Genomic DNA, 12,541 nt, shown 5'->3' on the forward strand with positions numbered 1-12,541 from the left:
GCCCGCGGCCCTTTGCAATCGCAGCCACGTTACCCGTTGCGGTAACGGTACCTGCGTCGGACGCTGCCGCCTTGTTGGCGAACATCGCCGCCCTGGCCAACGAGGGCAAGAGCGCCGAGGCGCGCGCCGCGTGTGACAGCTATTTGCGCAGCCACGAACCGGTGGCCCAGGTGTTCTACTGGTTGGGCCTGCTCAGTGACCTTGCCGGTAGCGCCCTCGAAGCCCAGGGTTTCTATCGCAAGGCGTTGTACCTTGAACCGCAACATTCCGACGCGTTGATGCACCTGGCAGCCTTGCTGCAATCCCAGGGCGATACGGCGGGAGCCAGACGATTGCAAGATCGCGCTGCTCGCAGCGAGCGCGCCGCTGACAGTGAGCGTAAACGATGAAAGCCTCCGACACCTTGAGCGTCACTCATGAAGATGCCCAGGCCATCGACGACTGCTGGAACCGCATGGGTGTCCACGGCGACAGGTCCTGCCCGCTACTGAGCGAGCACATTCACTGCCGCAATTGCGCGGTATATTCCGCTGCTGCCACGGGCTTGCTCGACCGCTACGCGCTGCAGCATGAAGATCGTGCACAGGTTTCCAGCATCGTCGAGAACGACGTGAAAACCCGTTCGCTGCTGGTGTTTCGCCTCGGCGAAGAATGGCTGGGGCTGGCCACCCGCTCCCTGGTGGAAGTCGCATCGTTGCAGCCGATTCACTCGTTGCCGCATCAGCGTTCCCGGGCCTTGCTTGGCGTGGCGAATGTGCGCGGCGCGCTGGTGGCGTGCCTGTCACTGGTGGAGTTGCTGGGGCTCGACGCTGCGGATGGCGTGGCTTCCAGCGCGCGAATCATGCCGCGCATGCTGATCATCTCCGCGCAGGGCGGCCCGGTGGTGGTGCCGGTGGACGAAGTGGACGGAATTCACGCCATCGCCGAGCGGGTTCTGGAAGCGGCGTCCCGCTCCGGCACCCAAGCCAGCAGCAAATACACCCATGGTGTCTTGCAATTCAAGGGGCGCAGCCTGCGTTGGCTGGATGAAGAGCAATTGCTGGCCGCTGTGACCCGGAGCCTTACATGACCCCCGAACAGATGCGCGACGCTTCGTTGCTGGAACTGTTCAGCCTGGAAGCCGAGACCCAGACCCAGGTGCTGAGCGCCGGTCTGCTGGCACTTGAGCGTGACCCGACCCAGGTCGATCACCTGGAGTCGTGCATGCGCGCCGCCCACTCGCTCAAGGGCGCCGCGCGGATAGTCGGCGTCGATGCAGGGGTCAGCGTGGCGCATGTGATGGAAGACTGCCTGGTCAGTGCTCAGGAAAGCCGCCTGTACCTGCGCCCCGAGCACATCGACGCCTTGCTGCAAGGCACTGACCTGTTGATGCGCATCGCCACGCCCGATAGTGCGCCAGGCACTGCGGACATTGAAGCGTACGTAGCGCTGATGGGGCTGTTGCTCGACCCGATGGCGCCGGCTCCTCCTATCAGCACGCCTATTGCACCGTTCATGGCCGCTCCGGAACCCGAAGCGCTGCCGCCGATGATCGAGTCGCCGGTCCCGGTGATGGAGCCATCACCTGTTGCTCCCGCCGAGCCAGGGGTGAAAAACCGTCGCAACACCGAGAATGGCGAGCGGGTCCTGCGGGTTACGGCTGAACGCTTGAACAGCCTTCTGGACCTGTCGAGCAAGTCCCTGGTCGAGACGCTGCGCCTCAAACCGCACCTGGCCACCATGCAACGCCTCAAGCGCATGCAGGGCAACGGATTGCGTGCGTTGGAAAACCTCAATGTGCACCTCAAGGATCAAGCCTTGAGCCTGGAGGCCCAGGAAGCCCTCGACGATGCTCGCCGGCTCCTGGCGGAATCCCAGTTGCTACTGGTGGAGAAAAACGCCGAACTCGACGAGTTTGCCTGGCAAGCCAGCCTGCGCGCCCAGGTCTTGTACGACACGGCGTTGGCCTGTCGCATGCGCCCGTTCGCTGATGTGCTGACCGGACAGGTGCGGATGGTCCGTGACCTTGGCCGCAGCCTAGGCAAACAGGTGCGCCTGGAAATCGAAGGGGAAAAGACCCAGGTCGACCGTGATGTCCTGGAAAAACTCGAAGCGCCGCTGACGCATCTGCTGCGCAACGCCGTAGACCACGGCATCGAGTCCCCCGAGCAGCGCCTGCTGGCGGGCAAACCCGCTGAAGGCCTGATCCGCTTGCGCGCCTCCCATCAGGCCGGGCTGCTGGTGCTTGAACTGAGCGACGACGGTAATGGCGTCGATCTGGAGAAAGTCCGGCGCAGCATCATGGAGCGCCAGCTGTCCCCGGCCGAAACTGCCGCGCAGTTGAGCGAAGAGGAGCTGCTGACCTTTCTGTTCCTGCCGGGCTTCAGCCTGCGCGACAAGGTGACCGAGGTCTCTGGTCGCGGTGTCGGCCTGGACGCGGTGCAGCACATGGTTCGCCAGTTGCGCGGCGCAGTGGAGCTTGAGCAAACGGCGGGCGAGGGCAGTCGCTTCCATCTTGAAGTTCCCCTGACGCTGTCGGTGGTGCGCAGCCTGGTGGTGGAAGTCGGTGACGAGGCGTATGCCTTTCCGCTGGCGCACATCGAACGCATGTGCGACCTCGAGCCTGCCGACATCGTGCAGGTCGAGGGTCGCCAGCACTTCTGGTACGAAGGCCGGCACGTAGGCCTGGTAGCGGCCAGCCAGCTGTTGCAGCGCCCGGCTAGCCAGGGCAGTCAGGAGTCGCTCAAGGTCGTGGTGATCCGTGAGCGCGAGGCGATTTACGGGGTAGCCGTCGAACGGTTCATTGGCGAGCGAACCCTGGTGGTACTACCGCTGGATGAACGCCTGGGCAAAGTGCAGGATATCTCCGCCGGTGCCCTTCTCGACGACGGTTCGGTGGTGCTGATCGTCGACGTCGAAGATATGCTGCGATCCGTGGACAAACTGCTTAATACGGGGCGTCTGGAGCGTATTGCGCGCCAGGGTAATCAGGTCGTCGAGGCCGCTCGCAAGCGCATCCTGGTGGTCGACGACTCCCTGACCGTGCGTGAATTGCAGCGCAAGTTGTTGCTCAATCGCGGCTACGACGTGGCCGTCGCGGTCGATGGCATGGATGGCTGGAATGCCCTGCGTTCGGAGGATTTTGATCTGCTGATTACCGACATAGACATGCCGCGCATGGACGGCATCGAACTGGTGTCGTTGTTGCGGCGCGACAACCGCCTGCAATCACTGCCGGTAATGGTGGTCTCCTATAAAGATCGCGATGAGGATCGCCGTCGTGGATTGGACGCTGGAGCCGACTATTATCTCGCCAAGGCCAGTTTTCATGACGATGCCCTGCTTGATGCAGTGGTTGAGCTCATCGGAGGAGCACGGGCATGAAAATCGCAATCGTCAACGACATGCCCATGGCGGTGGAGGCCCTACGCCGCGCTGTGGCTTTCGATCCAGCACACCAGGTGATCTGGACTGCCAGCAATGGTGCCGAGGCAGTGCAACGCTGTGCCGAGCAGACGCCGGACCTGATCCTGATGGACCTGATCATGCCGGTAATGGATGGCGTCGAGGCCACTCGCCGGATCATGGCCGAGACCCCCTGCGCCATTGTAATCGTCACTGTCGACCGCCAGCAGAATGTGCATCGGGTGTTCGAGGCCATGGGCCACGGCGCGCTTGACGTTGTCGACACCCCGGCGCTCGGGGCCGGCAACGCCCAGGAGGCGGCAGCGCCGTTGCTGCGCAAGATCATGAACATCGGCTGGCTGATTGGCGACAAGGGCAAACGCGAGCGCCCGGCCACCAGCCCGCTGCGCACTTCCGGCTCGCGCCAGCGGCTGATCGCCATTGGCTCTTCCGCTGGTGGGCCCGCTGCGCTGGAAGTGCTGCTAAAGGGCCTGCCGCGGGATTTTCCGGCGGCTATCGTGCTGGTGCAGCATGTCGACCAAGTGTTCGCCGCTGGCATGGCGCAATGGCTCAGCAGTGCCAGCGGCCTCAACGTACGCCTGGCCCAGGAAGGCGAGGCACCGCAAACCGGCACGGTGCTGCTGGCCGGCACCAACCATCATATTCGCTTGTTGAGAAACGGCACGTTGGCGTATACAGCCGAACCGGTCAACGAGATCTATCGGCCCTCTATCGATGTGTTTTTCGAGAGCGTGGCCAGCTACTGGAACGGCGATGCCGTCGGGGTTTTGCTCACGGGCATGGGGCGCGATGGCGCGCAGGGGCTTAAAATCATGCGTCAACAGGGCTACCTGACGATCGCGCAGGACCAGCAAAGCAGTGCGGTGTACGGCATGCCCAAGGCGGCTGCGGCCATCGACGCGGCAGTGGAAATTCGTTCGCTGGAAAAGATAGCGCCCCGATTGCTGGAGATTTTCGCCAAATGAATACCTCTATCAGCAATCCTGGCCCAGGCAGTACTCAGGTGATAGCACATGAATGATTTACAGCTCGACGACTTCAAGACCGATGAAAACGCCGCCATGGTGTTGCTGGTGGATGATCAGGCGATGATTGGCGAGGCAGTGCGGCGCGGCTTGTCGCACGAAGAAAACATCGATTTTCACTTCTGTGCCGACCCGCACCAGGCCATTGCCCAGGCGATTCGCATCAAGCCGACGGTAATCCTTCAAGACCTGGTGATGCCCGGTCTCGATGGCCTGAGCCTGGTGCGCGAATACCGCAACCACCCGGCAACCAAGGACATACCGATCATTGTCCTGTCGACCAAGGAAGACCCGCTGATCAAGAGCGCGGCATTTGCGGCCGGGGCCAACGATTACCTGGTCAAACTGCCTGACAACATCGAACTGGTGGCGCGTATTCGCTATCACTCGCGCTCTTACATGACCCTGCTGCAACGGGACGCGGCGTATCGGGCCCTGCGCGTGAGCCAGCAGCAGTTGCTCGACACCAATTTGGTGCTGCAACGCCTGATGAACTCCGATGGCCTGACCGGGCTGTCCAATCGCCGGCATTTTGATGAATACCTGGAGCTGGAGTGGAGAAGGTCGGTGCGAGACCAGACCCAGTTGTCGTTACTGATGATCGACGTCGACTATTTCAAGTCCTACAACGACAGCTTTGGTCACCTGGAAGGCGATGAAGCCCTGCGCAAAGTCGCCCTGGCGATCCGCGATGCAAGCTCCCGGCCGTCCGACCTGCCGGCCCGCTACGGTGGCGAGGAGTTCGCGCTGGTGCTGCCCAACACATCGCCCGGTGGCGCCCGACTGGTTGCGGAAAAACTGCGCCAGACCGTCGCGGCCCTGAAGATTCCACACATTGCGCCGGCCGAAGGCTCAAGCCTGACCATCAGCATCGGCCTGTCAACCATCACGCCGGAGCACGGCAGCGACTGCCGGCAATTGATCCTGGCGGCGGACAAGGGGCTGTACCAGGCCAAGCACAATGGGCGCAATCAGGTGGGCATCTCGTAGCGCACCAATGTGGTTCCAGTGTGGCAACAGGGCAAATCATTCACCCCTAAAGCCGCCAGGCGGGCTGCCGCGACAGCCTGATTACGGTATACTCGCCGGCTTTCAAAAGTTCGCCAACGAGTGCTGCCCGCCATGGAAATCAACCCGATCCTTAACAGCATCAAGGACCTGTCCGAGCGCTCCGAAACTATTCGGGGGTATCTTTGACTACGATCAAAAGCATGAGCGCCTGACCGAAGTCAATCGCGAGCTTGAAGATCCGAGTGTCTGGAACAACCCTGCCTACGCCCAGGAACTGGGGCGCGAGCGCTCCCTGCTGGCGCAGATCGTAGAAACCCTCGACGAGATGCACTCGGGCCTGGCTGATGCCAAGGACCTGCTGCTGATGTCCGCCGAGGAAGAAGACCAGGCTGCCGTCGATGACGTCGCCGCCGAAGTCGAGCGCCTGCGCGAGTCCCTGGAAAAACTCGAATTCCGCCGCATGTTCAGCGGTGAGATGGATGCCAACAACGCCTACCTGGACATCCAGGCCGGTTCGGGTGGCACCGAGGCCCAGGACTGGGCCAACATCCTGTTGCGCATGTACCTGCGCTGGGCTGACAAACGCGGTTTCGACGCGACCATCATGGAACTGTCCGCCGGTGAAGTCGCCGGGATCAAGGGCGCCACCGTGCATATCAAGGGCGAATACGCCTTTGGCTGGCTGCGGACCGAAATCGGCGTGCACCGCCTCGTGCGCAAGAGTCCTTTCGATTCCGGCAACCGTCGCCACACCTCGTTCTCGGCCGTTTTCGTTTCGCCGGAAATCGATGACAACATCGAAATCGACATCAATCCGTCGGACCTGCGCATTGATACCTATCGCTCCTCCGGTGCCGGTGGTCAGCACGTAAACACCACCGACTCGGCGGTACGTATCACCCACGTACCGTCCAACACCGTGGTCAGTTGCCAGAACGAACGTTCCCAGCACGCGAACAAAGACACCGCCATGAAAATGCTGCGGGCGCGCTTGTACGAGCAGGAAGTGCAGAAACGCAACGCTGCCTCGCAAGCCCTGGAAGACACCAAGTCGGATATCGGCTGGGGTCACCAGATTCGCTCCTACGTTCTGGATGCGTCGCGAATCAAGGATTTGCGCACTAACATCGAACGCAGCGACTGCGACAAGGTGCTCGACGGCGACATCGACGAATACCTGGTAGCGAGCCTGAAACAAGGCCTGTAACACATGCAATACGGGATCGCCTGAAAAACCGCGATTTCTGTGGGAGCGGCTGTGCGGCGATCCGACTTGCCCGCGATCTGCAGCCGCAGGCTGTGGACAATGAACCTGATGGAATACTTAAAGACATGAGCGACCTAGAACTCGACCCGCAAGCCCTGCAACAGGAAGAAAACTCCCTGATCGCACTGCGCAAGGAAAAGCTGGCTGCCGAGCGCGCCAAGGGCAACGCCTTCCCGAACGACTTCCGCCGCGACAACTACTGCGATGCGCTGCAGAAGCAATACGCGGACAAGACCAAGGAAGAGCTGGCCGAGGCTGCGATTCCGGTCAAGGTTGCCGGTCGTATCATGCTCAACCGTGGCTCGTTCATGGTGATTCAGGACATGACCGGTCGAATCCAGGTCTACGTCAACCGCAAGACCCTGTCCGAAGAAACCCTGGCCTCGGTGAAAACCTGGGACATGGGCGACATCATTGCCGCCGAAGGCACCCTGGCCCGTTCCGGCAAGGGCGACCTTTACGTCGAAATGACCAACGTGCGCCTGCTGACCAAGTCCCTGCGCCCTCTGCCGGACAAGCACCACGGCCTGACCGACACCGAGCAGCGCTACCGCCAGCGTTACGTTGACCTTATCGTCAACGAAGACGTGCGCCAGACGTTCCGCGTACGCTCGCAAGTCATTGCTCACATCCGCACCTTCCTGATGCAGCGTGACTTCCTGGAAGTGGAAACGCCGATGCTGCAAACCATTCCGGGCGGCGCGGCAGCCAAGCCGTTCGAAACCCACCACAACGCATTGGACATGGGCATGTTCCTGCGTATCGCGCCGGAGCTGTACCTCAAGCGCCTCGTGGTAGGTGGTTTTGAGAAAGTGTTCGAGATCAACCGCAACTTCCGTAACGAAGGCGTTTCGACTCGTCACAACCCTGAATTCACCATGTTGGAGTTCTACCAGGCGTACGCCGACTACGAAGACAACATGGACCTGACCGAAGAACTGTTCCGTGAGCTGGCGCAACTGGTTCTGGGCAGCACCGACGTGCCTTACGGCGACAAGGTGTTCCACTTCGGCGAACCGTTCGTGCGTCTGTCGGTGTTCGACTCGATCCTCAAGTACAACCCTGAGCTGACCGCCGACGACCTGAACGACATCGACAAGGCTCGCGCCATCGCCAAGAAAGCCGGCGCCAAGGTGCTGGGCTTCGAAGGCCTGGGCAAGCTGCAGGTGATGATTTTCGAAGAGCTGGTCGAGCACAAGCTGGAGCAGCCGCACTTCATTACCCAGTACCCGTTCGAAGTGTCGCCGCTGGCTCGTCGCAATGACGACAACCCGAACGTCACCGACCGTTTCGAGCTGTTCATCGGTGGTCGTGAAATCGCCAACGCCTACTCCGAGTTGAACGACGCGGAAGACCAGGCCGAGCGCTTCATGGCGCAGGTGGCCGACAAGGACGCCGGCGACGACGAAGCCATGCACTACGACGCTGACTTCGTTCGTGCGCTGGAGTACGGCATGCCGCCAACGGCGGGTGAAGGTATCGGCATCGACCGCCTGGTGATGCTGCTGACCAACTCCCCGTCGATCCGCGACGTGATCCTGTTCCCGCACATGCGGCCGCAAGCGTAAGTGTTTTAATTAAAAAGCCGCCTTCAAGGGCGGCTTTTTATTGCCTGTCTGGTACAAACGTATCAATTTATTGCTTTCATCTGAGAGGAAGGACCTGTCGTGAATCGTGCAATGGCTCAAGAAGGAGCAGCGGGTATCGCTACCGCGGTTGCTGAAAGTGTTCAGTACCAGGGTCGCAAGGCAAGCCGACAGGGCAGCGAGCAGCGTCGACAGGACATTCTCGATGCAGCGATGCGCATTGTGGTGCGTGAGGGTGTGCGGGCCGTGCGTCATCGCGCGGTGGCTGCTGAAGCGGGTGTGCCGTTGTCGGCGACAACCTACTACTTCAAGGACATCGATGACCTGCTCACCGATACCTTCGCCCAATACGTGGAACGCAGCGCGGCCTTCATGGCCAAGCTGTGGGTGAACAACGAGGGGCTGTTGCGCGAGATGGTGGTCAGTGGCGACGGCAGCCCGGAATCGCGCTCGCAATTGGCCGATGATATTGCGCGCTTGATGGCGGACTATGTGCATCGCCAACTGGTCAATCGTCGCGAGCACCTGATGGCCGAGCAGGCGTTCCGTCAGGAGGCGCTGCTAAACCCGCGCCTGGCGGAACTGGTGCGCTCTCATCAGCAGATTTTGCTGCACGGTACCTGTCAGCTTTTCCAGGTATTGGGATCCCGCGAGCCGCAACAGGATGCCAAGGTGTTGACGGCGATTATCGGACGGATGGAATATCAGGGCTTGCTGAACGACGTCGAACCTGCAGCAGAAGCTGAAATGCTCGGTATCCTCCATCGTTACATGCACCTGGTGCTGGCGTCGGTGTGATTCATTGTGGAGCCCGCTCCTCCTGTGGGAGCGAGCTTGCTCGCGAAGGCGGTTCAATATTCAACATTTGCGCTGTTTGATACAGCGCTTTCGTCGGAACGCCGCCCGGACCAAGCCCGCTCCCACAGGTTCGGTGGTCACTTCGGGTTGGTGTTTGTTTCATAGGGAGTATTGAATGAAAACCTGGCGTGTCGTTGTGATCGCCTTGTCATTCCTGTTGCTCAGTGGCTGCCTGGTGTCCTTCAAGGAGCCACTGCCCCAGAGTGATCCCGCGCCCAAGGGGCTGCTGGGCAAATGGACCAGCACCAATGCCTGGGGCGAACCCATGAACCTGGAGCTGACGCGCATCGGCAAGAATCGTTACCAGGCGGTCAGCTACTTCAAGGCCAGGCCCAAGGCGCGTGAAGCCTATCCTTTTATCGTGTCGCGCCACGGTGATCGCTGGTACCTGTCGGCGAAGGTGCCGGCACAATTTGGCGGACACTTCATCATCGCCGGTTTCGAGCTCAACGAGCAGCGCGAACTGGTGGTCTACAACCTCGACCTTGAACAGATAAACCAGGCCTTGGAGCAGAAAACCCTCAGCGGCCAGGGCTTCCAGACGGATGATGGCGATGGCGTGCTGATCAACAACAGCATGCCCGATGTATTCGCCTACCTGGACGATCCGGCTAATTCCGACGTATTTGTCGAGGCCGTGCGTTATCAGCGCCTGGCCAAAGCCAACTAACCCAGCACTAACGGTTTTACTACAGGAGTTTCGGGTGGACGATTACCAGCAGACGATACGCATTTTGTCCGATCGCATTGTGCTGGCACAGACACCGATTCGTGTCCTCGACGCGGTGAAGTGGGACGAAGGCATCCGCAAGGGTTTCCTCAAGGCCAAGGGCAAGGAAATGCCGGCGGTAGACCGTGATTACTACCTCAATCGGCCGCTGTCTTTCGACTCCAGCAAAGTGAAACTGGAATTCCAGAACATCGAACGCGACATCACCCGCCAACTTGGCCAGTTCAACCCGGTCGGCCAGATCATGCGGCGCATGTGCAAGGAATACCGGATGGTGGTGCGCATGCTGGAAGCGCGCGGCACCGAGGATTTCGGGTTGATCTCCCAGGAACTCTACGGCGCAGCGTCCGATGCTTTTCACGCCGGCGACCCGACCTTGTCCGACCTTGGCTTGATGCTGTCGGATTACCTGAACAACATCGATGGCCGTGGCGATCTCAAGGATGAGCCGAAAATCCTTACCGCCAAGGACGCCGTGAACCTGCTGCAAACCCGCCTGAGCAAGGTGTTTGGCGAGGCCGAGGAAACCATCCGGGTGTTTGAGTCCGATGGCATCGTCGCGGACGCTGCAGCCGGGGCGGATTACATTAAGATCCGCACCGATGCGATGTTCAACGAGCGCGACGTGCGCGCGCTGGAAGTCCATGAAGGGCTGGTGCATGTCGGCACTACCCTCAATGGCCTGAACCAGCCGATCTGCACCTTCCTCTCCAAGGGGCCGCCGTCATCGACCGTGACCCAGGAAGGCCTGGCGATTCTCATGGAGATCATCACCTTCGCCTCCTACCCGAGTCGCCTGCGCAAGCTGACCAATCGCACTCGGGCCATCCACATGGTGGAGGAGGGTGCCGACTTCCTGCAGATATTTGAGTTTTTCCGCGAGCAGGGCTTCGAAATGGCCGAAAGTTACGGCAACGCCAGCCGGGTTTTCCGGGGCTCGGTGCCGACCGGCCTGCCATTTACCAAAGACTTGTCCTATCTCAAGGGCTTTATCATGGTTTACAACTACATTCAGTTGGCCGTGCGTAAAGGCAAGCTTGAGCAAGTACCGTTGCTGTTCTGCGGCAAGACAACCCTGGAAGACATGCGTACTTTGCGCCAACTGGTAGATGAAGGGCTGGTGGTGCCGCCCAAATATTTGCCGGAGCAGTTCCGCGACATGAACGCGTTGTCCGCCTGGATGTGCTTCTCCAACTTCCTCAATCACTTGAGCCTGGACCGGATCGAAGCGGATTATTCCAATATCCTGTGACCGAAGACGGGTAATTTCCCTGTGGGAGCGGGCTTGCCCGCGATTGCGGTTCAACATTCAACATCACCGTTGTTTGCCACTCCGCCATCGCGGGCAAGCCCGCTCCCACAGGTAATACACGATTGTGTTCCAACCTATTACCAGCGGGGCTTCAACGGATGAGAATCCTCGGCATCATCTGCCTTCTCCTGACCTTGAGCGGTTGCAGTTCACTGCTCTTCTATCCTGAGCCGGGCCAGCTGTTCACCCCGGAAAAAGCCAAGCTCGAATACCGTGAAGTCACCCTGGTCACGGCCGATGGCCTCAAGCTGAATGCTTGGTGGCTTCCGGCGAAGCAGGGCGTCGCGGTCAAGGGCACAGTGCTGCACCTGCACGGCAACGGCGGTAACCTGCCTATGCACTTGGGTGGTAGCTGGTGGTTGCCGCAAGAGGGTTACCAGGTGTTGCTGGTGGACTATCGCGGGTATGGCTTGTCCGAAGGCGAACCTAGCCTGCCAGCGATCTACCAGGATATCGACGCCGCCTTCGAGTGGCTCGACCAGGCGCCCGAGGCCCAGGGTAAACCGTTGATCCTTCTAGGACAGAGCCTCGGTGGTTCGATGGCCGTGCATTACCTGGTCCAGCACCCGGAGCGCCAGAAGCAATTCAAGGCGCTTGTCCTCGACGGTGTACCGGCCAGTTACCGCAGCGTCGGGCAATTTGCCCTGAGCACTTCCTGGCTGACCTGGCCCTTGCAGGTGCCTTTGTCCTGGCTGGTGCCGGACGGCGACAGCGCGATCAACTCCATGGCGCAGCTTGATGGCGTGCCCAAATTGATCTACCACAGCATCGACGATCCGATCGTGCCTCTTTCCAACGGCATCCGTCTGTATCAAGCTGCGCCGCCACCGCGGGTGCTGCAGCTGACCCGCGGTGGTCACGTGCAGACCTTTGCCGACCCGGTTTGGCGCAAGGTCATGCTGCGCTACCTCGATGATCCGCAACACTTCGACGGCCTGCGCCGCCTGGGTGAAATCCCGAACTACCCGGCACCCCCGAATTCTGAAGATGAACCACCAGAGAGTCCGCAATGAGTGAAGAACGTAACGCCATCCCGCTGATCATCACCGGTATCTGCAGCATCCTCGGCACCGTCGCCGCCCTGTGGTGGTACGGCTACCTGCACTTCGCCAAACCCGAAGACGCGCTACTGCTGAGCGAATTCACCATGCTCAAGACCGTGCCCGGCGAAGACTACAAGATCTCCCTGCAGCCCGCCGCGCAAGTGGCCCAGTGCATCGATGGTGTGCTGGTCATGTTCGACACCGAGCAGAAAGGCCTGACGGGTGTGCTGGTGGATAACAAGAAGAAGGCGGTGCGCTGCGTGGGGCAGGAAACTGCGCAGAAGCTGGAACCTTAGCCTTCTGG

11 protein-coding genes and 1 pseudogene are annotated in these 12,541 nt (G+C 60.5%); all 12 read left to right on the forward strand.

Annotation, left to right across the window (positions count from 1 at the left end; all coding sequences use genetic code 11):
- Positions 1–389: pseudogene (locus L9059_RS04330) on the forward strand (tetratricopeptide repeat protein); the annotation flags it as partial.
- Positions 386–1,069: a chemotaxis protein CheW gene (locus L9059_RS04335; protein ID WP_247288320.1), complete on the forward strand. Its 684-nt coding sequence runs from the start codon at positions 386–388 to the stop codon at positions 1,067–1,069. The pseudogene L9059_RS04330 and the gene L9059_RS04335, both read left to right, overlap by 4 nt.
- Positions 1,066–3,363 (forward strand): hybrid sensor histidine kinase/response regulator, encoded by a 2,298-nt coding sequence (locus L9059_RS04340; protein WP_247288321.1) that lies wholly within the window; start codon positions 1,066–1,068, stop codon positions 3,361–3,363. The genes L9059_RS04335 and L9059_RS04340 overlap by 4 nt, the downstream gene beginning before the upstream one ends.
- Positions 3,360–4,370 (forward strand): chemotaxis response regulator protein-glutamate methylesterase, encoded by a 1,011-nt coding sequence (gene cheB / locus L9059_RS04345; RefSeq protein ID WP_247288322.1) that lies wholly within the window; start codon positions 3,360–3,362, stop codon positions 4,368–4,370. The genes L9059_RS04340 and cheB overlap by 4 nt, the downstream gene beginning before the upstream one ends.
- 48 nt (positions 4,371–4,418) lie before the next feature.
- On the forward strand, positions 4,419–5,420 hold the full coding sequence (locus L9059_RS04350) for a response regulator (protein WP_247288323.1): 1,002 nt from the start codon (positions 4,419–4,421) through the stop codon (positions 5,418–5,420).
- Positions 5,421–5,552: 132 nt separating this feature from the next.
- Positions 5,553–6,648, forward strand: a protein-coding gene (gene prfB / locus L9059_RS04355) for a peptide chain release factor 2 (RefSeq protein ID WP_122837662.1) whose coding sequence is annotated in 2 segments (ribosomal slippage) — positions 5,553–5,624 and positions 5,626–6,648 — 1,095 coding nt in all. Because the reading frame shifts where the segments join, the coding sequence is not laid out codon by codon here.
- A 125-nt stretch (positions 6,649–6,773) separates the two neighbouring features.
- Positions 6,774–8,276, forward strand: coding sequence for a lysine--tRNA ligase (gene lysS, locus L9059_RS04360; protein ID WP_247288335.1), 1,503 nt, complete (start codon positions 6,774–6,776; stop codon positions 8,274–8,276).
- A gap of 99 nt (positions 8,277–8,375) precedes the next feature.
- Entirely contained in the window at positions 8,376–9,092 is a 717-nt protein-coding gene (locus tag L9059_RS04365; protein WP_247288337.1) for a TetR/AcrR family transcriptional regulator, read from the forward strand.
- A gap of 175 nt (positions 9,093–9,267) precedes the next feature.
- Positions 9,268–9,822, forward strand: coding sequence for a hypothetical protein (locus tag L9059_RS04370; RefSeq protein WP_247288339.1), 555 nt, complete (start codon positions 9,268–9,270; stop codon positions 9,820–9,822).
- Positions 9,823–9,856: 34 nt separating this feature from the next.
- Positions 9,857–11,134, forward strand: coding sequence for a flavohemoglobin expression-modulating QEGLA motif protein (locus tag L9059_RS04375; protein ID WP_247288348.1), 1,278 nt, complete (start codon positions 9,857–9,859; stop codon positions 11,132–11,134).
- A 158-nt stretch (positions 11,135–11,292) separates the two neighbouring features.
- The gene (locus L9059_RS04380; protein ID WP_247288349.1) at positions 11,293–12,207 is read left to right on the forward strand and encodes an alpha/beta hydrolase; all 915 of its coding nucleotides are present in this window, start codon (positions 11,293–11,295) and stop codon (positions 12,205–12,207) included.
- The gene (locus L9059_RS04385) at positions 12,204–12,533 is read left to right on the forward strand and encodes a PA3694 family proteiin (RefSeq protein ID WP_247288358.1); all 330 of its coding nucleotides are present in this window, start codon (positions 12,204–12,206) and stop codon (positions 12,531–12,533) included. Before L9059_RS04380 ends, L9059_RS04385 begins: the two co-directional genes overlap by 4 nt.
- The last annotated feature ends 8 nt before the right edge of the window (positions 12,534–12,541 follow it).

The organism is Pseudomonas violetae (assembly GCF_023072615.1).
GTDB lineage: Bacteria > Pseudomonadota > Gammaproteobacteria > Pseudomonadales > Pseudomonadaceae > Aquipseudomonas > Aquipseudomonas violetae.

What these genes read in the sequence shown, in the direction of transcription:
- L9059_RS04335 (WP_247288320.1), top strand. Translation starts at nt 386, where the DNA reads ATGAAAGCCTCCGACACCTTGAGCGTCACTCATGAAGATGCCCAGGCC.
- L9059_RS04340 (WP_247288321.1), top strand. Translation starts at nt 1,066, where the DNA reads ATGACCCCCGAACAGATGCGCGACGCTTCGTTGCTGGAACTGTTCAGC.
- cheB (WP_247288322.1), top strand. Translation starts at nt 3,360, where the DNA reads ATGAAAATCGCAATCGTCAACGACATGCCCATGGCGGTGGAGGCCCTA.
- L9059_RS04350 (WP_247288323.1), top strand. Translation starts at nt 4,419, where the DNA reads ATGAATGATTTACAGCTCGACGACTTCAAGACCGATGAAAACGCCGCC.
- lysS (WP_247288335.1), top strand. Translation starts at nt 6,774, where the DNA reads ATGAGCGACCTAGAACTCGACCCGCAAGCCCTGCAACAGGAAGAAAAC.
- L9059_RS04370 (WP_247288339.1), top strand. Translation starts at nt 9,268, where the DNA reads ATGAAAACCTGGCGTGTCGTTGTGATCGCCTTGTCATTCCTGTTGCTC.
- L9059_RS04380 (WP_247288349.1), top strand. Translation starts at nt 11,293, where the DNA reads ATGAGAATCCTCGGCATCATCTGCCTTCTCCTGACCTTGAGCGGTTGC.
- L9059_RS04385 (WP_247288358.1), top strand. Translation starts at nt 12,204, where the DNA reads ATGAGTGAAGAACGTAACGCCATCCCGCTGATCATCACCGGTATCTGC.